Origin of the sequence: Kribbella sp. CA-245084 (assembly GCF_050942355.1) — a bacterium.
In the GTDB taxonomy this organism is placed as follows: Bacteria; Actinomycetota; Actinomycetes; order Propionibacteriales; family Kribbellaceae; genus Kribbella.
Genome location: NZ_CP192053.1, coordinates 8671588 through 8697611, shown reverse-complemented (window position 1 = coordinate 8697611; position 26024 = coordinate 8671588). Strand labels below are relative to the sequence as shown.

Genomic DNA, 26024 nt, shown 5'->3' with positions numbered 1-26024 from the left:
GCGCCCACTCTAGGAGTCCCGCGGCCAGCAGTCTTCGAGAACGCGTGCGACGGTGGCGTCGAGACTGTCGCCCGCCGTGATGACACCTTCATCGAGGTCGGCGATCGGTTGGAATCCCCGGTACCACTGCCGCATCTCGGCCTCACCGAAGGCCCCCGCGATTGGCTTTGTCGAGTGCCTGCGGACGGTCTCCTCGAAGGACAGGTCGTAGATATAGCTGCGAGACACCCCGCGATGATCTGCAACCAGACACGGCAGGATCTGCGAGTACCACTTCGCATTCAGGATCCCCTCGATGATCACATCGAAGCCTCGCCCCAGCAGGTATCGCCCAGCAAGGTCGATGAGCCCGATCGGGTGGCCGCCTGCGTCGTCCCCAGATCCCAGGATGTCGCGCCTGATGACGTCCTGTCCGAGGATGGCAACCGTGCCAAAGGGGCGCGCGGCCCGGACGGCTGCGGCCACCGCCGACTTCCCCGACCCGCTGTTGCCTCTCAACGTGATCAGCCGTGTCGAACTCGAACCAACGGCTTCATGCCCCATCGCAGCACTCCTCCCATGCCCAAATGATGAGTGGCTCAAGTCGCGAGACGACTCCAACGACGTATCCGTGGTCATCATGACGGTAGGTGACACTGGGCTCAGCGTGGCCGAATCAACCAGTGTCGCGCATCACATGGCGGGAGCGTCGCGCCCTGCCGAATTTGGCTCTTATGGATCAAGGCGCGCCTTCGGCGCGCGGCGCGGCGTGCGCATGCGGCCTCCGGCCGTTCACCGCCGCGCCCGCTCTCGGTTGTCTTTCCTGAGCAACGACAGACGCCTCCGGCGGGGGCCTCACGACTCCGGGATGACGGTCCGAATTTGGCCGGCTGTCGGCGTCGGGGTCTGGGTGCGTCTTCCCGCCTGCCGCTCAGCCCAGTCAGGACCTATCAGGAGTCACCAGAGGGGCCAAGATCGTTCGTCCGGTGGGGCGCTCCATCTTGGCCCCTCTGGCGTCTCCTGATCGCGCTACGCGTGGGCTGAACGGCAGACGGGAAGACGCAATGGTCAGGTATGGCGGCGACCGCAGGAGAGCTGTATCGCCTGCCCGGTGTGATCAGCGCTTCCGCCTGGGCGTGCATGCGAACGCGATCGCTCCAGCGAGTTCGGCTAGCGAATTCATCATGTCCAGCCGCTCGACGATGTTCCCCGCCAGCAGGTAGTCGCTGGTGCCCTCGAATGCGTCGAAGTAGAGAGTGAGCAACAAGGCGTAGACGGCGACGAAGATCGTCGCGGTAATGACCAACGGGGGAACGGACGAGTCGATAAGGGGCTTCGGTCGGGCGGCATCCGTCGCGACCGTGGTGGCCAGCTCGACGACCTGCTCCAATTCTGGGCTCGCAACGACGGCATCACGGAGGGCGCTGTCGGGCCGGGTACCGAGTTCGACCAGGGTGTTCGCCGCCGCCTGGTTGATCCGAGCGCTGATGCGAGCCCACTCCGGAGTGGCGGCGAGGCCCTCGAAGACGCGGGAGTTCGTCTGCGTCTTGGCAAGAATGCTCGCGGACAGGCGGTAGCTCATCTGCGTCTTGGCGAGAATGCTGGCGGCCTGCTCGTTCATCTGGGCGACGATGCGACTGGTCTGTGCAGTGGCGGCGAGGCCCTCGAAGACGCGGGAGTTCGTCTGCATCTCGGCGAGAATGCTCGCGGATAGGTGGGAGCTCGTCTGCGTCTTGGCGAGAATGCTGGCGGCCTGCTCGTTCATCTGGGCGACGATGCGACTGGTCTGTGGAGTGGCGGCGAGGCCCTCGAAGAAGCGGGAGCTCATCTGCGTCTTGGCAAGAATGCTCGCGGCCTGCTCGTTCACCCGAGCGACCACGCTGTTCGCACCCGATCGCATCATTGCCTCGGCTAAGGTGCCCATTTGTGCCTCCGTCGAACATTTTTTCGAATTCTACCCGTTTCGCGGCGATGGAGGTCTGTGGGCTAGATGGTGCCCCCGAGATGCCCCCGAAGGACCGTGAACAGCCGTCAACGACCCCCGGCGGCTAATCACGATCACTGCGCAGCGTCGGGGGTCGTGGCGTAGTTGGGGCTCAGGGCAACGGACTCGTAATGAGAAGGTCGTCGGTTCGATTCCGACAGGCGGCTCCACGAACCCCCAGATCAGAGGTCAGTCCCTGAGGCTGGGGGTGCTGTCGTTTCGGGGTCGGACGAGTAGCGTGATCTGGATCTGACCAGCTGGCATCTCACGGTCTGGAGACCACATGGCCGGCACCAGCGGTGGCGCGTGCCCGCTCCGGGCCTAGGTCGATCCTCGCCTTCTGCGATTCAGCGCCGGGGCTACGGCGAGCGTGCTAGTCGTCGTACTGCTCATCGTTGACGTCGCTCGACCGGTGGGTCTCGGCCTGCTCGCGTCTCAGGTCGCCGTGTTTGCGTTCACCGCGTTCGTGAGCTTCCAGTGGTCGGTGTGGGCGCAGATCTTCGCCCGTGTCATCTGGCCGCGGATCGGAGCGCCGGCAGCGTTGGAAGATGCCCGGCCGCCGAGATTCGCCCAGTTCGTCGGCTTCGTGTTGACCGCCGCGGCGTTGGCCACGTTCGTACTCGACGTCGAGGTAGCCGGCTACGGCCTCACCGCTCTCACCTTCGCCCTGGTTGCCCTCAACGCCTGCACCGGTCTGTGCTTGGGCTGCCACGCGTACCAGCTGATCCGCCGACTGAAACCCGCTTGACGGCCCTCACTCGATGCCGGGGTTCTGTCATCCGAGCAGGTGCGCGGTCTCGTTGAGGGTGAGGACCTGGTGGCTGAAGTGGGTGTTGTTGCGGTGGAGGGTGGTGATGCTGCCGGAGGTGAGGGGGAAGAAGACTCGGTCTGTGGATGTCATCGGCATGCCTATCCAGGCGGCGATCAGGTAGCTGGAGGCGGAGCCGTGGGAGACGATGATCTGGGTTGTGGCTGGGCGGCTGAGGATGTCGGCGAGGGCGGGGTAGAGGCGTTCGACTAAGGCGAGTCGTGTCTCGGCGCCGGTGGGGCCGTCGTGGTGGGCGAGGCGGTCGCCGTACTCGGGGAGGGGGATGCGGCGTTCGGCTAGCCACGCTTGAGGGCGGCCGTCGGCCTCGCCGTTGGATCTTTCGCGGAGGCGGGCGTCGGTGTGGACCTCGACGGAGAACCTGCGGGCGATCCGCTCTGCCGCCTGGCTGGCTCGGCGTAGGTCGGAGGAGTAGACCTCGACCGGCTCGGAAGCCGGCTCGGCGTCGTCCCGGCGATCGGCGGCCTGTCCGATTCGGCTGGCCAGTACGTCGGCGATGCGTTCGGCCTGCTGGTGGCCGCGGGCGGTCAGAACTGAGTCGTGCCAGCCGCCGACGATGCCGTCGACGTGGTGTTGTGCCTCGGGGTGCGTGACGAGGTAGATGTGTCTCATTGCTCTCCGGTCAGGTCTAGGAAGAAGAGCATGGAGTAGCTGTCCGCAGGGCCTTGTACGTCGGCGCCGGCGCGGAGCATGTTCGTCAGGATGTCGACTCCGGTCGCGGCGGCGTACGCGGCGATCAGGTCCACGGCGAGCTCGGCCTCGCGGTCGGTGAGCGGGCGGACGGCATCGTACGCCTCGATCAGGTCCTTGATGCGGGTGAGGTCTGCGTGGCGGTCGGGGGTGCGGCCCCAGGTTTCGGCGATGCGGCCGAGGTCGTACAGCTGGAAGGACGTCATGCAGTCGTCGAAGTCGATCAGGGCCGTGATCTCGCCGGAGTCGTCGAGCAGGAGGTTGACTGCGCTGATGTCGTTGTGGACGAGGCCTTGTCGCAGACCCGTCGGGTTGGCGTAGACGTCGGCGATCTTCTCCTGCAGGGCGGTCAGGCGGCGCGTTGCTTCCCGGAGTACGGGGAGGTCGGCGTACGGCGAGCGCAGGAAGGTCTCGACGCGCTTGAGGGGATCAAGCCGTGCTGTTCTTGCGCCGTCAAAGCTCTGATCTGCAGCCAGGACATGCATCTGGGCGGCCAGCCCGGCGGCCTCTCGGCCGAGCCGGAGGTCGGCCGAGAAGTAGCCGTCGATCAGGTCAGTTGGATGCGAGCCAGCGGCGTACGTAAAGATCGCCGCCGGGCGGTCGTCGATCGTGCCCCACAGCGATCCGTCATCGGCGCGCACCGGAGAGGGCGTAGCGAAGCCCTGCTGCGCGAGGAACTCGCAAGCATGCAGCTCGTACGACACCTCGACCGGCGTGCTGGTGCTGTAGCTCCGGGCAACAAACGCACCGTCGACCAGCCAGCTGCGGTTCTTCTCCCCGCCGAGGAGCGGTACGACGTTCGCGGCATCAACGCCCCGCCCGCGCAGGAAGGCGGTCAGGTCGGAGGCGCTCATGGCGTCCGACCCTTCCACGGGCGCGGCCCCGATGCCACCCGTTTCTGTCGGTGTTGCGTGATTGACTGCGCGGATGGACGTTCACCCCGTCGACCAGGCGCGATGGGACGACCTGGTCGAGCTGTTCGGACCCAGCGGCGGGACGCGCGGATGCTGGTGCATGGCGCGCCGCCTACCCAGCCGCGACGTCGCCCGAAACGGAAGCGACGAGAACCGCGCAGCACTAAAACACTTCGTCGAGGCGGGAATCCCCGTCGGCCTCATCGGGTACGTCGATGCGCGCCCGGCCGCCTGGTGTGCGGTGGCGCCGCGACCGGAGTACTACGCGATCGTCCACTCGCGAACGCTGCCCATCGACGACCCCGATGACGACACGATCTGGGCCATCAACTGCCTTTTCGTCAAGGCCGGCTACCGAGGCCGCGGCCTGACCCTGCCGATGATCGAGTCAGCCGTCGACCACGCCCGAACCGCCGGCGCCCGCCTCATCGAGGCCTACCCGATCAAGACAATGCCCGGCGATCCCGGCCGTGGCGTACTGAGCACCTTCCTGGACGCCGGCTTCACGCCGTACGCCGAACACCGCACCCAATCCAAACGCAACATCGTCGTACGCCGGGGGCTATGAGTCCCAGCCCCAGGTCTCACCGTCCAGCGTGAAGGTCCAGTCCTCGCGTCGTACGCCGTAGGTCAGGTAGTCGATCGCCGGCACCGCGATGGGCGGATACGGCAGCTGGCGGAGCCGTCGTACGGCGTCCTCCACCGAGAACCAGCGCACCTCCATCACCGACCCGTCCGGATCGTCGATCGCGAACGCCGGATCCCGCACGTCGACCACGTAGTTCCACGACCGCGACGTCACGCGACCGTCGATCAACACCTGCGTCGTCCACACCAACGCAAGCTCCGCCTCAGCGGCAAGTAGCCCCGACTCCTCGCGCAGCTCACGAAGAGCACCGGCAGTCGGAGTCTCGCCCTCCTCGACGGCACCACTCGGAAGATTCCAATACGGCCCGTCCCACGCCTCGTACTGCTCCCAAACAAGCGCCACCTGACCGCCGTACCGCGCAACCACACCCGCATACCGTCCCATCCGCCGAACCCTAGTCGGGTAGGTGGGCGAGGATCTCGTCGTGGGGCCAGGGGTTGGTTAGTACGGCGGAGAGGGTTGGGTCCGGCGACTCGGTCAGGTACGGCGTTTCGTCGGCGTTGCGGACGGTTGCGATGACAGGAGCCGCGAGCAAGCCCCAGGGGGCGATCTTGTTGGCCAGGAAGCCCTCGAGGCGGAGATCGGTGTACTCAGGCTCCCACCAGACCGCGAACGTCGACTGCAACTGAGCGGGATGAATGGCGAGCCAAGCACCGAACGTCACCCGATAACCGCCGTCGAGCTGCACCGGCAGCAGAACCCGGACGAACGCCCCGGCCCCAGGCACCTGCATCATCACGGATTCACGAGGCGTCCCATGGCTGAGCCAGGTATCGGGCGTGCGCTCCTGGTCCGGCAGGTCGAGGACGGGGTCCGGCAGCGTGAATCGGATGTGGCGATCGTGGGCGTCCAGGCCGCGGCCGCAGCTCGGGCAGGTGTCGGCTGACATGCCGAGAAGTATGGCTGGTTGTTCCGGAAGGGGAGCGTCCGGAATGGGGGCTAGCTTGCTGGTATGGCTGAGAATGAGTGGGTTTCGCCGTGGTGGGAGCCGCCGATTGCGGGGAGCGATGCTGAGCATCTGGTCGGGGCGTTGGATCGGTTGCGTACGACGTTCCGGTACAAGGTGGACGAGCTCGACGCCGACGGGCTGAACACGACCATCGGGAAGTCGTCGATCACGCTCGGCGGGTTGATGAAGCATCTCGCGGCGAACGAGGACTACATGTTCAACGTGAAGTTCCGCGGGTTGCCGATGGACGGGCCGTGGGTGGAGAACGGCTGGCGGGACGACAACGACTGGGAGTTCAACTCTGCGGTCGACAACACCCCGGAGGAGCTGTATGCCCTGTGGGACGGCGCGGTTGAGCGTTCGCGCAAGACGTTGGCCGCGGCCATCGCGGACGGCGGGCTCGACCAGCCGGCCGACATCAGCTGGCCGGACGGGCAGCACGCGAGCCTTCGCCGACTCGTCTGCGACCTGATCGAGGAGTACGGGCGCCACACCGGCCACGCCGACCTCATCCGCGAGGCTGTCGACGGGCGGGTCGGCGAAGACCCGCCCAGCGACTGGAAGCCCAAGAGCGCTACTTGATCCGCTGCAGCGTGCCGTCCTGCGAGACGGCGATGACCGTGGTGACGCCGTCGACCTTCAGGTTCACCAGCAGGCGCGAGCCCTGCCAAACGGCGGTGTAGCTGACGGCGGCGTTGGTCCGGGTCGGCGCGATGACAGACAGGATCTTCGCGCTGTTCCCGGAGCGGTTGAACTTCACCACCGGCGCCGCCACCCGCTTGTCGATCGTCTTGTAGTGCCACCCCTGGATCGGATCCTGCGCACCGGAGACAACCTCGATCGGTGTCGTCTGCTGCTGGAACGGGATCTGCAGCAGCGTCGTCTTCACCCGATCGCCCGGCTTCAAAGCCACCGCACGGTCGTTGCCACTGACAACCACCTTCTGATCCGACGGCAGGTGCCACAACGTCGAGTAGTCCTCGTCGGACCCGGACGTCCCGCGGTCCAGCACCACCATCAGATCTGGATCCTTCAGCACCAACACCCCCCGGGTCCGGTCGATGCCGGGACCAGGCGAGTCGTGCAGCTCGTAGAACTCCGACGTCGCGCCGATCGACGACCGCGTCAGGCGGGTCTCCGGGTGCCCGGTCGCCGACTTCACCGTCATCTCGTTGTGCGCGAACTGGCTCTTCGCCCAGAACCGCCAGTCGTCGACCTTGTACCCCGCATGCCCGCCGTCGATCAGGATGTCGCGCCCGTGCGACGTGTACGTGATGGACGTGTGGTCGTTGTGCCCGTGCAGCTTCTGCGACGGTCCGAACCGGATGCTGTACGTCGACTCCTGCGTGAACGCTCGCTTCTCGCCCCACCCGGTCCGCCCGAAGATGTACCCGGCGTCGAAGATGCCGACCCGCTGCGTCGGCCGGATCCCCTGCTTGCCGAGCGTCCCGGCGTACTCGAGAACGGTCCCGGGAACGGGCACCGTGCGCACGACCTCCGAGTCGCCCAGCTGCGGCAGGTTCCCGAGCGAGTTGGTCGCGAGTGCGAGCCATTTCGCGAGTTCCCGGCGGCGCGCGATGATCGTCGTACCGGGATCGACCCCGCACTTCCGCAGTACGTCGATGGCCCGTCCCCAGAGCGCGTAGTTGAACTGTGCGTACGCCGTCGACTGCTCATTCGTAGACCCCTGCGTGTCGATGGAGGTCTTGATCGCACTCGTCAGCCGATCGGACGCGATCTTCTTGAGGTCGTTGCGCTGGAGCGTGCACCCGATGCCGAACAGCGCGAGGCTCTCGTCGGTGCCGTGGTTCCAGTCGCCGCTGTAGTTCTTCTGCAGGAACCACGCGTGCTCCATCAGCGCATCGTCCAGCCAGGTGTACGTCAGCGGCAGCTTCACCACATGCAACCCGGACAGCACTGCCTGTCGCAGACAGATCAGCACGTTGGTGCGGTGCATGGTCGACTCGTACGCGCCGACGTCGGACTTCCAGGAGTACGGGTTGTCGTTGACCCAGTCCCGCGCGATGTTGCTGACCCGCTGCAGGGCCTGCTTGTCGCCGTGTGCGCCGGCGTTGATTCCTTGCCCCAGCCAACGAAGCGAGTGCAGCCACATGTACCAGCTCGGGTTCTTGTCCGGGTTGATCCGCCAGTTGATGTTCCCCTTGCCGTCGCCCACCTTCGTCGGCGGCGTCGTACCCCAGGTGAACGTGTCCTGGTAGAGGTTCGCGACCGGGTTCGCGTGATCGATCCCGCTGTACGCCGGGCAGGTGTAGGTGTTCTGCTTCGCCGGGGTCGGCGGTGCTGTCGGCGGTTCGGGAGTCTGGCTCACGGTCGGGTCCGGGGCCGCCTCCGGCTCGGACCCGCCCCACGGGATCACCAGTACGGCGGCCAGTACGGCGGCGCTCACGAGCAGCGGGATCATGAGTCGGAGCGTGGTTCTGGTCGTGCGCAGATGTCTCGCGGGCATCGTTCGTCCTCCCCCGCATGCTTTTGGGCATGCCTGTTCTGGCCTAGACCTGAATTCGGGTGGGGCGATCCCCGGGAAAATGGTCAGGGTGTTTTCGTTGCTACTTCACAGACGCCTGTACTGGAGAGACGCCTGTCCTTGAGAAACGCTGCACTTCAGAAACGGCCCGCGGACCACCAAAGGTTGCTTTCGGCATCGAATTCGCTGCCGGTCAGACTCCGGTCAGATATTTCGCCATCGGTTCCCCCCGAGGTTCAGCTTGGTGCCTCTGTTGTATAGATGTCGCGAGGGGGTCAAAAGGTTGCGTCGGATCGGCCACTCCGGTTAGGTGTTGCCCGGAAGGGCAGCGTCAGCCGCGCCGGATCGCCTGCAGAATCAGGGCATTCCGCGCGTTCTGCCCGGCGGGCACAGTGGTGTGCCGGCCGTCGCGAAGCTCGGTGTGGATCCGTTCGGGTCGTGCTGCAAGGAACTCGGCCCACGGTACGATCCGCAGGTTCGCATGATCCGATACCGCCTGCTCCAGTTGCAGGTTGATCCATCCGCTGTTGCGTTGATCGGCCACTTGTACTGACGTCGGCTCATCGCTGCGCGAGACCTGTACGTTCACCCAGTACACGGTCCGGCTCGGCCCGGCGATCCGGAGCGCTCGCTCGACCTGTGCGGCGAACGCGGGCGGATCGAAGATGTCGTTCAACCCGACTGCCATCACGATCCGCTTCGGCAGGCCGTACGCACGAGCCCACGAAGCCATCGCGTCGACAGCGGCCGAGGTCGGCTGGCCGGACCAGCTGTACTCCGCGAACGTCGTACCCAGCTGTTGTCCGAGGAGCCGGCCCAGCGCTTCGCCGTCCTGTACGGCGATGCTGTCGCCGAACAGCACCACGCCGTTCGTCGAGACGACGTGACGGACGTGGGCGCCGCTGGAGATCACCCGGTTGTTCCCCTGCCAGGAACCGAGCGTGCCGGATCCGTAGCTTCCTGTGCCGACGGCAGACGTGGTCGTCTTCGCATGGGCGGCCGGGGCGTTGAAATGCAGGAGCGCCAGGAGGAACGCCGTCAGAACCACAATGATCGCGGCCGACGCCGACCAACTCCGGATGCGTGACATGGCTCGTCCCTCCCGTACTGCGGACGCGGAGGGAGGTCGAGCGGTTGTCCTAGTGGCTGCCTTTGATCGCCTCGGCGATCAGCTCGTTGCGCGCGCTGCCGCCGAGCGGCTCGCTGGTGTGCACGCCGTCGCGCAGGTACGGCGTGGGCCCGTCCGGCCGCGAGGTGAGGAACGCGGACCAGTCGATGATCCGCAGGTTCGGGTACTCGAGCGAAGCCTGGTAGAGCTCGTCGTTGACCCAGGCGCTGTTCGCGAGATCCGCATCCCGTACGGCGGGCGGCTGCTTGGTGCGGCTGACGTACACGTTCACCCAGTACACCGTCCGGTCCGGCCCGGCGAGCTTCATCGCGCGCTCCACCTGGGCGGCGAACGCGGGCGGGTCGAAGATGTCGTTCGTACCGACGGCCATCACGATCCGCCGGGGCAGACCGTAGTCACGCGACCACTCCTCGAGTGCGTCGACCGCCGCCGAGGTGGGTTGACCGGACCAGTCGTGGAAGGCGATCGAGTCGCCGGTGCTGTCGGCCAGTCGACGTTCGAGGGCCGCGCTGTCCTGTACGGCGATGCTGTCGCCGAACAGGAAGATGCCGTCGAACGCGAGTACGTCGCGGATCTGGTCCTCGGGGGAGATCCGCCGGATCAGGTCCTGCCACGAGCCGAGCGTGCCCGATCCATACAGGCCAGGGCCTTTCGTCGGCACGCTGTACGAACCGGTGCCGTCGGCGGTGGTGTCTGCGTCGGTGGTCCGCGGCTCGAGTACGACGAGCGCGCCGGCGAGCACCGCGAGTACCACCAACGTGACGAAGATCGAGGCGACTGATCCCAGGAATGCCCGGAGGATCGATACGCGCTCGTGCTGCGGGTGGACGCGGACCTGTTTCAGCGTGCCGACACCCCCCAGCGTGAGTCGCCTGCGCGCCGCGACATGACGCGGCGCGCCCCGAACCTGGTGCATCCCCCCGGCCCCCCACTTACTAAACGCCCCAGCCCGCCCGTTTGGTTGCATCGAGCGGTCAGTGCTTCAGCGTGTACCCCTCACCAGTCAGACGAGCCCGCAGGTCCTTGACCTCGTCCCGCCGCGTCCCCCGCCGCCGAGGTTCCCCGTCCTCAGCAGCTTTCTTCTTCCTCCGCCACCACCACTTCACCCCCCAAGCATCCCCGAAGACCCGACCCACGCATAGGGTTTTCGGCCAGGCCGGATCAGCCGGCGCGTTCTGCTTCGCTGCGTTCGACGCAGAATTCGTTGCCTTCCGGGTCTCGCATCGTGACCCAGCCGCGGCCGTCGGGCGCTCGGTGGTCTTCGTGGATCGTCCCGCCGAGGGAGAGGATGCGCTCGACCTCTTCGTTGCGGGTGCGCTCGGTCGGACCCCAGTCGAGGTGCACCCGGTTCTTCACCGTCTTGCCCTCCGGTACTGCGATGAACAGCAGTGCGGGAACCGGCGCCGGCGCCACCAGCAGCACCTCGTCGTCGCCCGGTACGTCGCCGTCGGCGAGCGGCCAGCCGGTCACGGTACTCCAGAATTGCGCCAGCTCGTAGGGGTTGGCCGCATCGATGGTTATGTGTCGCACGATCATCCCGAGACCTTAACCGGACGGGTGGGTTCGAAGTGTCGCGGACTGTCGGCGGCCGGGTTTACTGTGCGGCATAAGCGCCGTACCAGAGGGTTCGGCTTGTTGGGGGAAGGAACGATTCGATGGCATCCCGGCTCAATCCGTACATTCAGTTCAAGAGTGAAGCGCGTCCGGCGATGGAGTTCTACCAGGGGGTATTCGGCGGAGAGGTCGCCAGGAACACCTTCAAGGAGTTCGGCGCGGGCCACGGCCCGGAGGACGACGAGCTGCTGATGCACGCCCAGCTCGAGACCCCGAGCGGGTTCACGCTGATGGCGGCCGACACCCCGCAGGGCATGCCGTACAACCCGGGCGACAACATCTCGATCAGCCTCAGCGGCGACGGCGACGAGCTGCGCGGTTACTACGAGAAGCTGTCCGCCGACGGCGGCAAGGTGACGGTCCCGCTGGAGAAGCAGATGTGGGGCGACGAGTTCGGCATGGTGACCGACAAGTTCGGCATCAACTGGATGGTCAACATCGCCGCGAGCTGACTTCGCCGTACGCGCGCCTCGCCCGGGGCGAAATCCAGTACCCCGGGCCGGGCGGGCACGGCTAGCTTGGCCTGCATGGGACTCAACGACCTGCTGTCCGACCCCATCCGGCACAACAACTGGGCGACCGGGAGCCTGACCCGGTTCTGCCTGGACCAGAAACTCACGGCCGAACAGCTGGAGATCACCGGCGTCGGCACGTACGGCGGCATTCTCGCGACCCTCGACCACATCGTCCGGTGCGACGGCAGCTACCTGCGCCGGATCGTGGACCGGCCGCTCGACTATGTGGACAGCGACCCCGCGACCGATCTCGAGACCGTCGAGGGCTGGAACGCCGAGGCCGGCGCGCTGTGGGAGGTGTTCCTGACCCAGCCGATCGACGTCGAACGCGTGATCATCGTCGACAACAACACCCGCGGTACCCGGGTCGGCATCTTCATCGCCCAGGCGATCAACCACGCGAACCACCACCGCGAGCAGGTCTGCGCCATCCTCACCGGCCTCGGCATCGAGCCCCCGGACATCCAGGCGTGGGAGTACGCCTGGGAGTCCGAGCGCATCTGGGACCTGCCTGCCGACGGGGTTACTGGCTGATCGCGGCTGCCATCAGGCCCGGCTCGTAGGAGCCGCCGAGCTGGTTGAACGTCACGGCCATCCGGTTGGTGGCGTTGATCATCGCGATCAGCGTCACCAGCGCGATCAGCTGGTTCTCGTCGTAGTACTTCGCAGCCCGGGCCCAGGTCTCGTCGGAGACGCCCTCGGAGGCGTCAGCCAGCCGGGTCGCCTCCTCGGTGAGCGCCAGCGCGGCCTGCTCCTCCTCGGTGAAGACCGTCGAGTGCCTCCACCCGGCGACCAGGTTCAGGCGGGTCGTGGTCTCGCCCTCCGCTGCGGCCTCCTTGGAGTGGATGTCGATGCAGTGCCCGCAGCCGTTGATCTGGCTGGCGCGCAGCATGACCAGGTTCTGCGTCGCGTGCGGCAGCGCCGTCTGCTGCAACAGTCCGTGTACTGCGAACAGCCGCTTGGCCACCTTGGCGCCGAACTCGCTCTGCATCACGTCGATACGGGGTTCCATCGTCGTCGTCCTTACTCGTGAGATCTACTGGATGACCACGAGATGCCGCCGCCGGGTGTGCTGTGACGGTCCCAGAACGTGACGAGCGCCATACCGGACGTCGTGTCACAGAAGTCCGGCGGCCGGCATCTGATGGGCGACACCCGCGCGAACAAGGAGTCCAGCCATGACCGGTACCGACAAAGCCACCGAGGCTTTCGTTGCCCATCGCAACCTCCTGTTCACGGTCGCGTACGAGCTCCTCGGTTCGGCCGCGGACGCCGAGGACGTCCTCCAGGAGACCTGGCTGCGCTGGGTCGGCGTCGACCTCGACACGGTTCTGGACCACCGCGCGTACCTGGTGCGCATCGCCAGCCGCCAGGCCCTCCAACGCCTCCGCACCCTGGGCCGTCGCAAGGAGTCGTACGTCGGCCCGTGGCTGCCCGAGCCCCTCCTCACCGCGCCCGATGTGGCCGAGGACGTGGAACTCGCCGACAGCGTCTCGATGGCGATGCTCCTGGTCCTCGAGACCCTCAAGCCCACCGAACGCGCCGTCTTCGTCCTCCGCGAAGTCTTCGGCCTCGAGTACGACGAGATCGCCGAGGCCGTCGACAAGAAACCGGACGCCGTCCGCCAGATCGCCCACCGAGCCCGCTCCCACGTAGCCGCCCGGCGCCCACGCGGCGTCGTCTCCGCCGACCAGACCCGCGACGCCCTGGCCGCGTTTCAGCGCGCTGTGAACACCGGCGACCTCCAAGGCTTGGTCGACATCCTCGCCCCGGACGTGGTCTTCCTGGGCGACGGCGGTGGCGTGGTCCAGGCTCTCCCACGCCCGGTAGTGGGCGCCGACAAGGTGGCCCGCCTCCTGGCCATGGCGATCACCCGCCTGGCCGACGCCTCGCTGGAAGTGACCCAGATCAACGGCCAACCCGCCCTGATCCTCCGCTTCGGCGAGGAGGTCGACACGGTCACCGTCCTCCACGTCGACAACGGCCTGATCGCCGGCATGTACTCCGTCCGGAACCCCGCGAAGCTCTCCCACCTGGCGGAGGAAATCACCCTCACCCGGGGGTCAGACGCCTAACCGTGTCAGGATCGGATGAAGGCCAGCAGATCGGGGTTGATGACGTCGGCGTGCGTGGTCGGCATGCCGTGTGGGTAGCCGGGGTACGTCTTGAGCATGCCGTTCACCACGAGCTCGGCTGACCGAGGCGCGGTGGTGGCCGGGTCCACAACTTGGTCGTCCTCGCCGTGCAGGACCAGTCGGCTGCTGCAGCGATGACTCTTCCACCATTGATCCTCACGGGTGGGCCGGCGGTGGGAAAGAGCGTGACAGGCCGTGCCCTGGCGGAAGGTCGTCCGAGGTGTGCGTTCATCGATGTGGATGACGTACGCCAGCTCGTCATCACCGGCGCCGCCGCTCCGTGGGAGGGAACGGAAGGCCGGCAACAGCAAAGACTCGGTGCGATGAACGCATGCAGCCTGGCTCGCAATTTCCTGGCCGCGGGCATTGAGGTCGTCGTCGCGGATGTGCTCACGCCGGAGACCTGCGATTTGTACAGACGGGAGCTGCCCAGGTCGCTGATCGTGCACATGACGGTCGACCTGCCAGAGGCGATGCGGCGTGCGGCGTCCCGCGAGGTCTGGCTGACTGACGACGAGTTCCGAGTGCTGCACGAGGCGGACGCGGCGAACCCGCCTGACGCCGACCACCGCATCCAGGTGGACACACTCGACTTGCAGAACCAGATCGAGTTGGTGGCATACCTGTGGGAAGCACGTCGGCTGGGATGATCTTTGTAGCTGTGGATAACCGAATCGCCTTGAAAATAAGGGGATTCCGGTTTGGAAACTGTCGGAGGGTGTGCCTATCGTTGTGGGTATGGAGCTTCCGGGTGAGCGGCCGATCTGGTCGATGAGCGACAGCGAGCTGCTGCCGACCATCGACCAGGTGGACGCTGCGGTCACCCAATTGTTGACCTACCGTCTGCAGCTCATCGGCCGTGTCGACAAGATCGGTCTGGCCTCGGAGCTTGGCGCCCGCGACACCGCCGAGCTGCTTGCCATGCGCCACCGCATCGACCGCCGTGACGCCCACCGCGACGTCAAGCTGTCTCGCAGTCTGCCGAAGTACGATGCGGTGTCGACAGCCCTCACCGATGAGACTCGGCCGCTGCGTCCAGCCCAGGCGAGCGCGATCGTCACCGCGCTGGAGCGAGTCAGCTCCAGAGTCGCGGTGGAAGACCTCGAGGTGGCAGAGGAGCAGTTGGTCAACCTCGCCGCGCACCTGTCGCCGGGCGAGCTTGCCAAGGCCGCACGGGAGATCTGTGGCTTGTTGGACTCCGACGGTCCCGAGCCCGACGAGAACGCTGCGTATGCCCGTGAATCGCTGACCCTGGTCGAGGCCGAGAACGGCGTCAAGTTCCGCGGCTACCTGGCCAACGAGAACGCCGAACTGCTCCGATCCCGCATCCACGCCGCCGCCCGGCCCCACAAGACCATAGACGGCGAACTCGACCCCCGCTCCCGCGAAAAACGCCAAGCCGACGCCCTCACAACCACCCTAACCATCGCCGCCACAGCCACCGAAACCGGCTTCAAGCCCCCCACTCCCACTACCCGCCCCACCAACGCCGCCCCCGCCACCCACCCCAGCCCCACCCCCGCCAACCCCCGCGCCGCAGACGCAAGCCCCGGTTCCCGCGCCGCGGAGGCAAGCGCCGTTTCCGGTGCTGCAGAGGCGAGTGCTGGTTCCGGTGCTGCGCTGGCGGGCGCTGGTTACCGTGCCGCGGACGCGAGCGCCGGGGCCGGCCCCGACCGCCATCCCAGCGCCGCGCCCACCAGCGCCGCGGACTCGAGCCCCGCTTCCCGTGCCGCGGAGGCGAGTGGCGGGGCCGGCCCCGACGGCCATCCCAGCCCCGCGCCCACGGACTCCCGCGCCGCGGACGCGAGTGCTGATTCCCGTGCCGCCGACGCGGCCGCCGGTTCCCGTGCCGCAGATGCGAGCGGCGACTCCCGTGCCGAGGGAGCGGGCGTCGGTGCTCGTCCTGCGGATGTAGGCGCCGAGGTGAGTTCTGTCGGTCGTGCGGCGGACGAAGCGGTAGTCGACGGCTCAGCGGCGGGCGGTGCGGGTTGTTGGGTGCCTGGGTTCGGCGCGAAGGCGAACATCACTGTCACGATCGATTTCGAAGACTTGAAGTCTGCCGCCGCCGACGCGACCGGCGAGCTTGTGTACGGCGATGGGCTGTCGGCTGCAGCGATCCGTCGCATGGCGTGCGACGCGAAGATCATCCCGCTGGTGCTCGGATCCAACTCCGAGCCTCTCGACGTCGGTCGGGCCGAACGCCTGGTGACACGGGCGATGCGGCGCGCCTTGAACGTTCGCGACAAGGGCTGCGTGGTGTGCGGCGCCCCACCGATCCACTGCGACGCCCATCATCTCCGATCGTGGATCGACGGCGGTGAAACCGCGATCCACAACCTGGTACTCCTCTGCCGGGCACACCACCGCGCCCTCCACGCCGGCCACTGGCTCATCACCATCACCAACGGACACGTCCAGGTATCCCGACCCACCTGGGCCGACCCACCACCCCAACCAACCCCAACCATCTCAACTCTCCTCGCGGCACCCACCCTGCGACCAGACACCCCTGCCCACAAACCAGACGCCCGCGCCGCCACAGCACCTGCGCCGGGATCTACGACGGGATCTGCCGCAGCACCTGCGACGGGACCTGCCACGGGACCTGCGACGGGACCTGCGACGGGACCTGCGACGGGACCTGCGACGGGACCTGCGGCGGGGCCTACCGCGCGGAGGCGCCGTTCCGGAGGGCGTTCAGGTCGGCGGTCCAGTCGCTGGTCGGCCGACGAACCGATGATGCAGGAAGCCGCCCGATTCGCGGTCTGGGGCGAGCCCGCGGCGACCGAGGCCCCTGACAGCGCTGCGCACGCTCAAGACAGGTCATCGACCTCGAGCGATCCGATTCACCCGGACCCGTGGGGCGATACAGCACTCATCTAACGAGCCGCATCCGTCGTGGCACCACACCAAGCGCCCAACCTTCCGGCACGTTCCAGCCGGGCTGCAGTCCACTGGCAACACCAAGCGCCCAACCTTCCGGCACGTTCCAGCCGGGCTTCAGGCCGCTGGCAACACCATGCGCCAACGTGCCGGCACGTTCGAGCGGGGCAGCAGGCCGCCGGTAACTCCAGTGGACCCGGTCTCTCCAGCGCTCCGCGGCTGGGGCGACGGGTCCCTGACCCTGCTGGCGATCGTCATCATGGAGGGAACGGGTCAGGAGGTGGGTGATGATCTGGTCGATAGGCCACCCGGCGGTGCGGCCGCCTAGGGCCGGGCAGTCCGGGGGCACGTTGGGGGCACACGAAGTTGGCGTGTGGAACCATGCGCCCATGATGCGCGGGTATCGCTGCAAGCACTTCTCGATCGGTCTACCGGACGACGCACAGGACCAATCTCTGACCGCCCTGTTCAGGCATGTGGCTGACAGTCTGGCCGACGACGATCCCATCAGTATGGACGACATGATCGCGATCAATTTCGAAACCGAGCTCGGAGCAGATGCTGTCTTTCGCGGCGCATTTACCATCGTGTTCGCCGACCAGGACTCCGAGACCACGACGCCTGCCCCGTCCCCCAGATGAGTCGGTAACGTCCGGGCGGGTGTTGACGTCTTCCCGTCCCTGGGCCGCTCAGGCCTCCTGCCAGGCTGGGCCGGTCGGCTGCTACATCGAAAGGCCCCGCGTAAGCCCGCAGTCCACGGGACCAGAGTCCATTGACGGAGAGGGCCGACATAACCCCGTCGAGGCGCGACAAGCGGGTGCTCGCGGGCGGTAGCCCCGCAAGGGTCCGGCGGGAGCCGGAAGTATGCACCGGCGGCGGGCCGGGGGTTGGGTGGGGTGCGGGCGTAGCGGCCGCGTCGAGGAGCGGAGCGACGAGGGAAGCGGCTGCGTGGCGCGCGGGTTTGCCGCGGTACGTCGGTGGGCGGGGACTACTTCACCAGGTCGTTGGATTCGGGGACTGGGGTGAGGGGAGTGCCGTCGGTTAGCCACTGGCGGATGTTGGAGACGACCAGGTTGGCCATGGCGGTGCGGGTGGGGATGGTGGCGGAGCCTACGTGGGGGAGGAGGACGGCGTTGGGGAGGGTTAGGAGGTCGGGGTGGACCTTGGGCTCGTGTTCGAAGACGTCGAGGCCGGCGGAGAGGATCGTGTTGGTGCGGAGGGCGTCGACGAGGGCTTGTTCGTCGACGACTGTGCCGCGGGCGACGTTGATGAGGATGCCGTCGGGGCCCAGCGCTTTGAGGACTGAGGCGTCGACCAGGTGGCGGGTGTCGTCGCCGCCGGGGATGACGATCATCAGGATGTCCACGTCGGCCGCCATCTCGACCAGGGAGCCGTAGTACTGGTAGGAGACGTCCTTCGGGTGACGGTTGTGGTAGGCAACTGAGACGCCGAAGGGCTGGGCGCGGTCGGCGATGGCTTGGCCGATGCGGCCGAGGCCGAGGATGCCCATGCGGCGGCCGTGCAACGTTGCGGGGGCCAACGGGTACGGGCGGCCCGCGGCCCACTTGCCTTCGCGGAGGTACTGCTCGGCGCGCCCCAGTTCGCGCACGGTCATCAGCAGCAGACCGAGTGCCGTGTCGGCGACCTCGTCGTCCAGAACGCCGGGCGTGTTCGTGACCACGACACCACGCGAGGCGGCAGCGGTCGCGTCGATGCGGTCGTACCCGACGCCGAAGCTCGCGACCAGCCGTACGGCGGGGAGGTCGTCGAGGAAGGCGCCGTCGATCGTCGTACCACCGGTGGCGACGGCAACGATCTCGTCCCGGCGGGCCGCGAGTACGGCGTCCGGGTCGCTCTCCTCCCAGAGCCGGATCAGCTCGCAGTGGTCAGCGAGGCCCTCGGCGACGGCCTGGTGCATCGGGCCGGGCATCAGTACGACTGGCAGTCCCACGGCAGCTCCTCACGGATGTTCACCACTGCTTTCCCGGCCAACCCTATTTCCTATCGGCTGCGAGTACGACGATCGGGGGAGGAGGTCACCATGATCATCGACTGCGCGTACTACCGGGACGGACGCCGCCAGCACGTCGAGGCGATGTCGGTCGAGGAAGCTGCTGCCCACTGTCAGCGGGGCGGGTTCGTGTGGCTGGGCATGTTCGAGCCCACCGCCGAGGAACTCGCCCAGGCGAGAGAGAGTTTCGGCCTGCACGAGCTGGCCGTCGAGGACGCGCAGACCTTCCATCTCCGGCCCAAGGTCGAGCCGTACGCCGGTGAGGTCGAGCTGGTCATCCTCCGCACCGCCCGGTACGACGACGAGCGCAAGGAAGTGGACTTCGGCGAGGTGAGCGTCTTCGTCGGACCGTCGTTCGTCATCACGGTCCGTCAAGGTGTGGCCAGCGATCTGCACGGCGCCCGGATCCGGCTCGAGCAACGCCCCGAGCTGCTGGAGTGCGGTACGAGCTCCGTGCTCTGGGCGATCCTTGACCAGGTGGTGGACAGCTACGGCCCCGTCGTCGCCGAGCTCGAGCGCGACATCGAGCGGGTCGAGCAGACGGTCTTCGCCGGCGCCGTCGCGCCGACCGAGCAGATCTACTTCCTCCGCCGTGAGGTCACCGACTTCTACCGGGCCGTTCACCCGCTGCTCGCCGTACTCGCGACGATCGAGCGAGGCGCCCGCGACACCGCCCTCCTGCCGTACTTCCGCGACGTACACGACCACCTCGTCCTGGTGAACGAGGAGGTCGCCGCCCAACGAGACCTGCTCGCCACGGTCCTGGAGGCGAACATGGCGGTGATCGGCGTCGAGCAGACCAAGGTCGGCGTCCGGCAGAACGCATCGATGGAACAGCTCACCAAGCTGGCCACGGTCTTCCTGCCGCTGACCTTCCTGACCGGGTTCTTCGGACAGAACTTCGGCTGGCTGGTCGACCACATCAACGCCGAGTGGGACTTCCTCGTGCTGGGCATCGGCGGGCTGGTGGTGCCGTGTATCGCGCTGGCGATGTGGTTCCGCCGCCAACGAACAGCGCGACGGCAAGCTGTCTGACGCATCAGATTCACGCGGCGTTCGGACGGCGAAACGAGGGTCGGGGGAGCAGGATCCATCCCCTCGGAGGTTGTGATGCGAAAGCTCCCCGCCCTCATCGTCGCGACGACTGTCCTCGCCGCGGTCGCCCTCCCACCCGCCTCGGCCGCCCGTCCCGCGGTCCAGGCCCATACCAAACCGTTTGGTATGGCGGCAGACCTGGGCCATACCAAACCGTATGGTACGGCGGCTACGGCTACGGCTACGGCTATGGCTGCGCCTGTGCCTGTGCCTGCGGCTGTGCCTGTGCCTGCGGCTGTGCCTGCGGCTGCGGCTCCGGCTGTGCCTGCGTCTGCGGCTCCGGCGGCGGCCGCGGTAGTCGCGGAGCCGCCGACGTACGACGCCACCCCGCTCAAGTCGTACGCCGCGTTCGACGCGAACCAGGCGATCGCCGTCGATTCGAAGTACTTCTACGCGGTCAACAATCAGACGATCACCAAGCACGACCGCCGGACCGGTGAGCCGCTGCTGCAGTTCGCCGGCGACAAAGACGGTCCGATCATCCACATGGACAGCGGCATGGTCCTCGGCGACAAGCTGTACGCCGTCCACTCGAACTACTCCGCCTGGCCGATGGAGAGTTCGATCGAGGTGTTCGACACGAAGACGATGCGCCACGTCGACTCGTACTCGTTCGGCATCTACCGCGGCTCGCTCACCTGGCTCGACAGGCACGACGGCGCGTGGTGGGCCGGATTCGCGAACTACGACGACGTCTCGGACGAGACCGGCGAGCCGTACGGTCAGACGTACAACACCCAGATCGTGAAGCTCAACGACAAGTTCGAGCCGCTCGCGTCGTACACGATCCCGAAGCAGATCCTCGACCGCTTCAAGCCGATGTCGAACTCGGGCGGCTCGTGGGGTCCGGACGGCCGGCTCTGGCTGACCGGTCACGACCTCGGCGAGGCGTACGTGATGGAGCTCCCGACGGCGGGCTCCGAGCTGCGCTGGATCGCGACGGTCAACCTGCCCGACGTACAGGGCCAGGGCATCGCGTGGGATCGCTCGGACCCACGGCACCCGACGTTCTGGGCGATCAGCCGGCCGAACCGGTTGGTGCACACGTTCTTGATGCCGATCGGCTCGATCAAGACCCCGACCGCCAAGGGTTGGTCGGTCCTCGGCCCGGGGCAGTTCCGGAAGTAATCGCAGGAGGTAGCGGACGATCCCTGTCCGCTACCTCCGAAATGCTGGATGCATGACCAACACAGCAACGTTCCACGCGTACTTCGGCTACCGCGACGCTCCGGCCGCACTGGGCTGGCTGGAGAAGGCCTTCGGGTTCGAGACGACCATGGAGGTCCCGGACGACAAGGGCGGCGTCATGCACGCCGAGATGCGGTACGGCGGTGTCGCGTTCACGCTCTTCACCGACGAGCCGGGGTACGACCGGCCGACCCGTAAGGGGGACACCGTCGGCCACGGGATGTACATCGCGTTCGACACGCAGGACGAGGTCGACGCGGTGTACGCGACGGCGACCGCAGCCGGCGCGGAGTCGGTCTGGACGCCGGAGCTGTCGAAGTGGGGCAACTACCGCTGCCGCGTCGCGGACCCGGAGGGGTACGAGTGGACCTTCGGCACGCACCGCCCCGGTCAGCCGGCCAACTGGTAAACATCGGGGGTGGAACCGCGCCTGATCGTCATCCGAGGAAACTCCGGCTCCGGCAAGAGCTCTGTTGTCGAAGGCATCCGTGCGGCGTACGGGCGCGGCATCGCGTACATCGAGCAGGACTACGTACGACGCATCATCTTCCAGGAACTCGAAGAGCCCGACGGCGCCAACATCGAACTGATCGGGCAGATGGTGAGGCATGCCCTCGCGCGCGGCTTCCATACCGTTGTCGAGGGCATCATGCCGACAGTCCGGTACGGCGGGATGTTGGCCGAGCTCGCCCGCGACCACGACGGGCACTTCTACTACTTGGATATCCCGTTCGAAGAGACCGTTCGCCGGCACGCGACGCGCGACAAGGCGAACGCCTTCACGGCCGAGGACATGGCCGACTGGTACCGGCCGAAGGATCTGCTGGTGCGGCCGCGCGAGACGATCATCGACGAGTCGAGTTCGCTCGACGCGACGGTCCAGCAGATCCTTCGGGAGACGGGGCTAGACCGACCAGCCGCCTAGGTTCAGGTCGGTGATCGTCACCGGCTGACCGGTCGCGAGGGACTGGTTCGCAGCGATGCCTACGGCAACGGCTCGTACGCCGTCGTTGACGTCGGCGGCGCGAGCCAGCGGGTCGTTGGTGGGTCCCACGAAGAGGTCCGTGTAGAGGAGGCGGTCGCCGCCGCCGTGACCGCCTTCTCCGCGGGGGATCTCGACCTCGACCGCCGTCGCCCAGTGCTTCTGCAGGACCAGTCGCTCGCCGTTGGTACGAACGTCACCGGCGATCACGCGGTCGGACGGGTAGCTCGGGTCGATCTGGTCGTCGACGACCGCGGCGCGTTCGACGACTTCAAGCTCGGCGCGGCCGAGAGTGCCGTTGACCGACACCTTGTACCCCTCCCACGGCGAGTGGGCGTTGAGTGAGTAGCTCAGACGCGCGCCGTTCGCGTACTCCGCGATGACGGACATGTTGTCCTCGATCGTGATCCCCGGACCGAATACGTCCTGGTCGCGCAGGTACCCGTCGTACTTCTCGCTCTCGTAGTACAACTGCCGGTTCGTGTCATCGTTGCGTAGGTCAAGCAACCACGGATCGTTGGCTGAACCATCGATCGTACCGCGAGCCGGTCGTTGCCCGAGGCCCCGATCGGCGGCGTTTTCGTCGCCGTAGAACGACAGCCCGCCGGATGCGAACACCCGTGTCGGCGAGGATGCGATCCACCAGTTGACGAGATCGAAGTGGTGCGATGCCTTGTGGACCAGCAGACCACCGGAGTTCAGCTTCTCGCGGTGCCAGCGGCGGAAGTAGTCGGCGCCGTGCCGCGTGTCGAGCACCCACTGGAACTCGACGCTCGTGACCTTGCCGATCTCGCCGTCCGCGATCACCTGGCGGAGCGCGCTGTTCCGCGGCGAGTAGCGGTAGTTGAAGGTGACGACGACGGACTTGCCCGACTCGTTCATCGCGTCGACGATCTGCCGCGTCCCCTCGGCGTTGATCGTCAGCGGCTTCTCCACGATCACGTCCGCGCCGGCGCGCAGCAGCTGCGACACGACCGATGCGTGCGTGTAGTCGGGGCTCGTCACCACAACCCGGTCCACGGACTGCTCCTTGACCATCCGCTCCAGGTCGTCAGCGCCGTACTGCGGGAGCTCCGGTCCACCGAGCTCCGTAACGAGTCGCTGGTGGAACGCGAGCCGCCCGGGGTTCGGGTCGAGCAGGGCGACGAGCTCGGCTTCCTCGGGGTGTGCCTGGAACATCGCGCGGATATACGACTGCGCCCGCGATCCGGTCCCGGCGACGGCATAGCGTCTGGCCACGGCGGTCTCCTTCTACTCGTGTAGATGACACACGCTAACAACCGCTTTCCGCGGTGGTCAACCGTCGTACCATCACTGCATGCCGAAGGAACCGGTCACGCGCAACGACGTGGCGGAGTACGCCGGGGTCAGCACGGCCGTTGTCAGCTACGTCGTCAACGAGGGCCCGCGCAAGGTCGCGCCCGAGACGAAGGAGCGGGTGCTGGAGGCGATCCGCGCTCTCGGGTACCGCCCGAATGCGACTGCGCGAGCGCTGAGGATGGGTACGACGCGGACGTTCGGGCTGATCACTCCGGACGGCGGGAATCCGCTGTTCGCGGAGCTGGCGAAGGCGATCGACCGGGAGGCGGCGTCCCGCGGGTACGTCGTACTGCAGACGAGCGCCGACGGCGATCCAGCCACCGAGCGCGCCAAAATCGCCGAACTCCTCACGCGCCGGGTGAGCGGACTACTGCTGGTCGCGCCGCACGAGGACCCAGACCTGAGTGACGCCGAGGTGCCGGCGATCGCAATCAACCGCGTGCTGCCGACAGTCAGCTCGGTCCGCCCCGCCTACCGCGAAGGCGCCCGCCACGGCGTCGAGCACTTGATGGAACACGGCCACCAGGTAGTGGGCCTAGTCATTGGCGGCACCGGCCACCCGGAACGCGAGCTCGGCTGGCAAGACGCCCTCGAGGCAGCCGGCCTGCAACCTGGCCCAATCGCTCGCACCACTTTCAGCCGCGCAGGCGGCCGAGCCGCCGCCAACGCCTTGCTGCAAGCAACCAATCGCCCCACCGCCATCTTCGCCAGCTCAGACCTCCAAGCAGTAGGCGTCCTCGCAGCCCTTCACGAGGCAGGTCTGCGAGTCCCCGAAGACGTAGCCGTCGTCGCCTTCGACGGCACGGCGGAGACTGAGTACAGCTGGCCCCCGCTCACAGTCGTCCGCCAACCTCTGGAACGCATGGCCCAAGCGGCAGTGAGCCGACTGATCGACGGCGAAGAGGCCGTCGAAGCCATCACCTTCCCAACAGACCTGATCGTCCGCAGATCCTGCGGCTGCTAGCACGCGGGCTGCTTCTACAGCGCTCCTACGTCTTCGAAGATGAGGGCGGTGCGGGTGGCCAGGACTTCGGGGATGGCTTGGAGTTTTTCCAGGACGAGGCGGCGTAGGCCTTCGTTGTCGGCGGCTCGGACGAGCAGGATGGCGTCGAAGTCGCCGCCGACGAGAGCCATGTGTTTGATCTCGGGGATCGCCTGGAGCTGTTTGCGGAGGGTTCGCCACGAGCTCTGGCGCAGACTGAGCGTGACGTACGCCGATGTCGCGAGACCCAGCCGAAGCGGGTCGACAGTCACCGTGAAGCCGGTGATGACGCCGGTGTTCGTGAGGCGCTCGACCCGCGCATAAGCGTTCGCCCGGGAGATGTGCACCTCGTCTGCCAGGGCACGGATGGACAGCCGTCCGTCCCGTCCGAGGGCCTCGATGATCTGTCGATCGATCTCGTCGAGGGCCGGAGCGACGACAATCTGTCCAGGACCGGCCCGGTGGACCATCACCTCGTCGGACATTGTGCGACCTCCTAAAGCGGCGACCCGGGCCAAACGTCTCTCAATTCTTCCAGCTATAGATCCACTTGGCCAGGAGGCAGGACGATGTGGCTACCGTCCGTCTCCTGCGCTGGAGGGTCCATGAGCACCGTCGAGGAGCATTTGCTCCCCTCCGCGGAACCCGTCTGTCTGATCGATCAGAACGGTCTGCCGCACGAACACCCGTCGTACGAGCTGCCCACCAAGGAAGCTCTGCTCGACGGCTACACAGAGTTGATCCGCGGCCGCCGCTTCAACGACCAGGCGAGTGCGCTCGTGCGCCAGGGCCGGCTTGCGGTCTACCCGTCCTCGCACGGGCAGGAGGCCTGCCAGGTCGCGGCGACGATGGTCCTCAGAGAAGGAGACTGGCTGTTCCCGACGTACCGCGACTCGGTTTCGATCGTGAGCCGTGGCGTCGACCCGATCGAGACGTTGACGCTGCTCCGCGGCGACTGGCACTCGGGCTACGACCCGTACGCGCACAAGGTCGCGCCGCAGTCGACCCCGCTCGCGACGCAGCTGCCGCACGCGGTCGGCGTCGCGCACGCGGCGCGGCTGAAGGGCGAGGACACGGTGGTGATGGCGCTCGTCGGCGACGGCGGTACGAGCGAGGGTGACTTCCACGAGGCGCTGAACTTCGCGGCCGTGTTCCACGCACCGGTCGTGTTCTTCATCCAGAACAACGAGTACGCGATCTCGGTCCCGCTCGCCAAGCAGAGCGCCGCGCCATCCCTTGCACACAAGGGCATCGGGTACGGCGTACCGGGCGAACGGGCCGACGGCAACGATCTCGCCGGCCTGCTCGCGGTCCTGCAAAAGGCGGTGGACAAGGCTCGCAATGGCGAAGGGCCGCAGCTGGTCGAAGCGCACACGTACCGCGTGCAGGCGCACACCAACGCCGACGACGCGACCCGGTACCGCCAGGACGACGAGGTCACGCCATGGCTGGACCGCGACCCGATCGAGCGACTGACGACGTACCTCGAGCAGCAGAACTGGCTGAACGACGACGTACGCCAGCAGGCAGAGGCCAAGGCCGTCGAGGTAGCCGCGCAGTTGCGCGACGGACTGATGCCGGAGCCCGAGGTGGATCCGGCGGACCTGTTCAAGCACCTGTACGCCGAGGAGACCCAGCAACTGCGCGAGCAGGCGGCGTTCCTGCGCGACGAGCTGGCGCGAGAGGAGGCCTGA

At 67.0% G+C, this 26024-nt stretch carries 30 protein-coding genes; 15 read left to right on the top strand and 15 right to left on the bottom strand.

The window, feature by feature from the left end; translation table 11 throughout:
* Positions 1-9: 9 nt before the first annotated feature.
* Together ACQPYH_RS41775 and ACQPYH_RS41770 are read right to left on the bottom strand one after the other, a co-directional pair.
* Positions 10-621, bottom strand: a complete 612-nt coding sequence (locus tag ACQPYH_RS41775) for a kinase (protein ID WP_432883474.1) — start codon at positions 619-621, stop codon at positions 10-12.
* Positions 622-1096: 475 nt separating this feature from the next.
* Positions 1097-1903 (bottom strand): hypothetical protein, encoded by an 807-nt coding sequence (locus ACQPYH_RS41770; RefSeq protein ID WP_432883471.1) that lies wholly within the window; start codon positions 1901-1903, stop codon positions 1097-1099.
* 430 nt (positions 1904-2333) lie between these two features.
* Here ACQPYH_RS41770 and ACQPYH_RS41765 point away from each other — a divergent pair, with 430 nt between their 5' ends.
* Positions 2334-2711 (top strand): DUF4395 domain-containing protein, encoded by a 378-nt coding sequence (locus tag ACQPYH_RS41765; protein ID WP_432883468.1) that lies wholly within the window; start codon positions 2334-2336, stop codon positions 2709-2711.
* Positions 2712-2738: 27 nt separating this feature from the next.
* Here ACQPYH_RS41765 and ACQPYH_RS41760 read toward each other — a convergent pair whose 3' ends face one another.
* Complete coding sequence (locus ACQPYH_RS41760) at positions 2739-3401, bottom strand: histidine phosphatase family protein (RefSeq protein ID WP_432883466.1); 663 nt, start codon at positions 3399-3401, stop codon at positions 2739-2741.
* The gene (locus tag ACQPYH_RS41755) at positions 3398-4333 is read right to left on the bottom strand and encodes a phosphotransferase (RefSeq protein ID WP_432883463.1); all 936 of its coding nucleotides are present in this window, start codon (positions 4331-4333) and stop codon (positions 3398-3400) included. Before ACQPYH_RS41755 ends, ACQPYH_RS41760 begins: the two co-directional genes overlap by 4 nt.
* 73 nt (positions 4334-4406) lie before the next feature.
* Between ACQPYH_RS41755 and ACQPYH_RS41750 the strand changes: the two genes are divergently transcribed.
* On the top strand, positions 4407-4961 hold the full coding sequence (locus ACQPYH_RS41750) for a GNAT family N-acetyltransferase (protein WP_432883461.1): 555 nt from the start codon (positions 4407-4409) through the stop codon (positions 4959-4961).
* On the opposite strand, the gene ACQPYH_RS41745 is transcribed toward ACQPYH_RS41750, so the two are convergent.
* Together ACQPYH_RS41745 and ACQPYH_RS41740 are read right to left on the bottom strand one after the other, a co-directional pair.
* A complete protein-coding gene (locus ACQPYH_RS41745) occupies positions 4956-5426 on the bottom strand; it encodes an NUDIX hydrolase (protein WP_432883458.1) in 471 nt (156 codons plus the stop codon). The genes ACQPYH_RS41750 and ACQPYH_RS41745 overlap by 6 nt on opposite strands.
* Before the next feature lie 10 nt (positions 5427-5436).
* Positions 5437-5931: a hypothetical protein gene (locus ACQPYH_RS41740; RefSeq protein ID WP_432883456.1), complete on the bottom strand. Its 495-nt coding sequence runs from the start codon at positions 5929-5931 to the stop codon at positions 5437-5439.
* A gap of 63 nt (positions 5932-5994) precedes the next feature.
* Here ACQPYH_RS41740 and ACQPYH_RS41735 point away from each other — a divergent pair, with 63 nt between their 5' ends.
* Positions 5995-6573, top strand: coding sequence for a DUF664 domain-containing protein (locus ACQPYH_RS41735; RefSeq protein WP_432883453.1), 579 nt, complete (start codon positions 5995-5997; stop codon positions 6571-6573).
* On the opposite strand, the gene ACQPYH_RS41730 is transcribed toward ACQPYH_RS41735, so the two are convergent.
* The 4 genes from ACQPYH_RS41730 to ACQPYH_RS41715 all read right to left on the bottom strand — a co-directional run bounded on the left by ACQPYH_RS41730 (position 6566) and on the right by ACQPYH_RS41715 (position 11141).
* Complete coding sequence (locus ACQPYH_RS41730; RefSeq protein ID WP_432883451.1) at positions 6566-8413, bottom strand: heparinase II/III domain-containing protein; 1848 nt, start codon at positions 8411-8413, stop codon at positions 6566-6568. The two genes, ACQPYH_RS41735 and ACQPYH_RS41730, sit on opposite strands and share 8 nt — an antisense overlap.
* A gap of 394 nt (positions 8414-8807) precedes the next feature.
* Complete coding sequence (locus ACQPYH_RS41725) at positions 8808-9566, bottom strand: hypothetical protein (RefSeq protein ID WP_432883448.1); 759 nt, start codon at positions 9564-9566, stop codon at positions 8808-8810.
* 49 nt (positions 9567-9615) lie between these two features.
* The gene (locus ACQPYH_RS41720) at positions 9616-10521 is read right to left on the bottom strand and encodes a hypothetical protein (RefSeq protein ID WP_432883446.1); all 906 of its coding nucleotides are present in this window, start codon (positions 10519-10521) and stop codon (positions 9616-9618) included.
* Positions 10522-10766: 245 nt separating this feature from the next.
* Positions 10767-11141, bottom strand: a complete 375-nt coding sequence (locus tag ACQPYH_RS41715) for a VOC family protein (protein ID WP_432883443.1) — start codon at positions 11139-11141, stop codon at positions 10767-10769.
* Between the two features lie 119 nt (positions 11142-11260).
* On the opposite strand from ACQPYH_RS41715, the gene ACQPYH_RS41710 reads away from it, so the two are divergent.
* Complete coding sequence (locus ACQPYH_RS41710; protein ID WP_432883440.1) at positions 11261-11671, top strand: VOC family protein; 411 nt, start codon at positions 11261-11263, stop codon at positions 11669-11671.
* Positions 11672-11746: 75 nt separating this feature from the next.
* The gene (locus tag ACQPYH_RS41705) at positions 11747-12268 is read left to right on the top strand and encodes a DinB family protein (RefSeq protein WP_432883437.1); all 522 of its coding nucleotides are present in this window, start codon (positions 11747-11749) and stop codon (positions 12266-12268) included.
* Here ACQPYH_RS41705 and ACQPYH_RS41700 read toward each other — a convergent pair.
* On the bottom strand, positions 12258-12746 hold the full coding sequence (locus ACQPYH_RS41700; protein ID WP_432883434.1) for a carboxymuconolactone decarboxylase family protein: 489 nt from the start codon (positions 12744-12746) through the stop codon (positions 12258-12260). The genes ACQPYH_RS41705 and ACQPYH_RS41700 overlap by 11 nt on opposite strands.
* A 166-nt stretch (positions 12747-12912) precedes the next feature.
* Here ACQPYH_RS41700 and ACQPYH_RS41695 point away from each other — a divergent pair, with 166 nt between their 5' ends.
* On the top strand, positions 12913-13809 hold the full coding sequence (locus tag ACQPYH_RS41695; RefSeq protein WP_432883432.1) for an RNA polymerase sigma-70 factor: 897 nt from the start codon (positions 12913-12915) through the stop codon (positions 13807-13809).
* A 5-nt stretch (positions 13810-13814) separates the two neighbouring features.
* Here ACQPYH_RS41695 and ACQPYH_RS41690 read toward each other — a convergent pair whose 3' ends face one another.
* Positions 13815-14174, bottom strand: coding sequence for an alpha/beta fold hydrolase (locus ACQPYH_RS41690; protein ID WP_432883429.1), 360 nt, complete (start codon positions 14172-14174; stop codon positions 13815-13817).
* Between the two features lie 18 nt (positions 14175-14192).
* Between ACQPYH_RS41690 and ACQPYH_RS41685 the strand changes: the two genes are divergently transcribed.
* From ACQPYH_RS41685 to ACQPYH_RS41675, 3 genes are all read left to right on the top strand, one after another.
* Positions 14193-14519 carry a hypothetical protein gene (locus ACQPYH_RS41685; protein ID WP_432883426.1) on the top strand — a complete coding sequence of 109 codons (327 nt, stop codon included), beginning with the start codon at positions 14193-14195 and terminating at the stop codon, positions 14517-14519.
* Positions 14520-14607: 88 nt separating this feature from the next.
* Positions 14608-16752 (top strand): DUF222 domain-containing protein, encoded by a 2145-nt coding sequence (locus ACQPYH_RS41680; RefSeq protein WP_432883424.1) that lies wholly within the window; start codon positions 14608-14610, stop codon positions 16750-16752.
* Positions 16753-17141: 389 nt separating this feature from the next.
* Entirely contained in the window at positions 17142-17393 is a 252-nt protein-coding gene (locus ACQPYH_RS41675; RefSeq protein ID WP_432883422.1) for a hypothetical protein, read from the top strand.
* 347 nt (positions 17394-17740) lie between these two features.
* Here ACQPYH_RS41675 and ACQPYH_RS41670 read toward each other — a convergent pair whose 3' ends face one another.
* Positions 17741-18703 carry a 2-hydroxyacid dehydrogenase gene (locus ACQPYH_RS41670; protein WP_432883419.1) on the bottom strand — a complete coding sequence of 321 codons (963 nt, stop codon included), beginning with the start codon at positions 18701-18703 and terminating at the stop codon, positions 17741-17743.
* Between the two features lie 90 nt (positions 18704-18793).
* Between ACQPYH_RS41670 and ACQPYH_RS41665 the strand changes: the two genes are divergently transcribed.
* The 4 genes from ACQPYH_RS41665 (at position 18794) to ACQPYH_RS41650 (ending at position 21971) form a co-directional block, all read left to right on the top strand.
* Positions 18794-19798: a magnesium and cobalt transport protein CorA gene (locus tag ACQPYH_RS41665; protein ID WP_432883416.1), complete on the top strand. Its 1005-nt coding sequence runs from the start codon at positions 18794-18796 to the stop codon at positions 19796-19798.
* A 75-nt stretch (positions 19799-19873) separates the two neighbouring features.
* Positions 19874-20986 carry a hypothetical protein gene (locus ACQPYH_RS41660; protein ID WP_432883413.1) on the top strand — a complete coding sequence of 371 codons (1113 nt, stop codon included), beginning with the start codon at positions 19874-19876 and terminating at the stop codon, positions 20984-20986.
* A gap of 52 nt (positions 20987-21038) precedes the next feature.
* On the top strand, positions 21039-21455 hold the full coding sequence (locus ACQPYH_RS41655) for a VOC family protein (protein ID WP_432883411.1): 417 nt from the start codon (positions 21039-21041) through the stop codon (positions 21453-21455).
* 9 nt (positions 21456-21464) lie between these two features.
* A complete protein-coding gene (locus tag ACQPYH_RS41650) occupies positions 21465-21971 on the top strand; it encodes an AAA family ATPase (protein ID WP_432883408.1) in 507 nt (168 codons plus the stop codon).
* Here ACQPYH_RS41650 and ACQPYH_RS41645 read toward each other — a convergent pair.
* On the bottom strand, positions 21951-23267 hold the full coding sequence (locus ACQPYH_RS41645) for a Gfo/Idh/MocA family protein (protein ID WP_432883405.1): 1317 nt from the start codon (positions 23265-23267) through the stop codon (positions 21951-21953). The genes ACQPYH_RS41650 and ACQPYH_RS41645 overlap by 21 nt on opposite strands.
* Before the next feature lie 79 nt (positions 23268-23346).
* Here ACQPYH_RS41645 and ACQPYH_RS41640 point away from each other — a divergent pair, with 79 nt between their 5' ends.
* Positions 23347-24312, top strand: a complete 966-nt coding sequence (locus tag ACQPYH_RS41640; protein WP_432883402.1) for a LacI family DNA-binding transcriptional regulator — start codon at positions 23347-23349, stop codon at positions 24310-24312.
* Positions 24313-24326: 14 nt separating this feature from the next.
* Here the strand turns inward: ACQPYH_RS41640 and ACQPYH_RS41635 are convergent, their stop codons facing one another.
* Complete coding sequence (locus ACQPYH_RS41635) at positions 24327-24815, bottom strand: Lrp/AsnC family transcriptional regulator (protein ID WP_432883400.1); 489 nt, start codon at positions 24813-24815, stop codon at positions 24327-24329.
* Positions 24816-24935: 120 nt separating this feature from the next.
* On the opposite strand from ACQPYH_RS41635, the gene ACQPYH_RS41630 reads away from it, so the two are divergent.
* The gene (locus tag ACQPYH_RS41630; protein WP_432883397.1) at positions 24936-26024 is read left to right on the top strand and encodes a thiamine pyrophosphate-dependent dehydrogenase E1 component subunit alpha; all 1089 of its coding nucleotides are present in this window, start codon (positions 24936-24938) and stop codon (positions 26022-26024) included.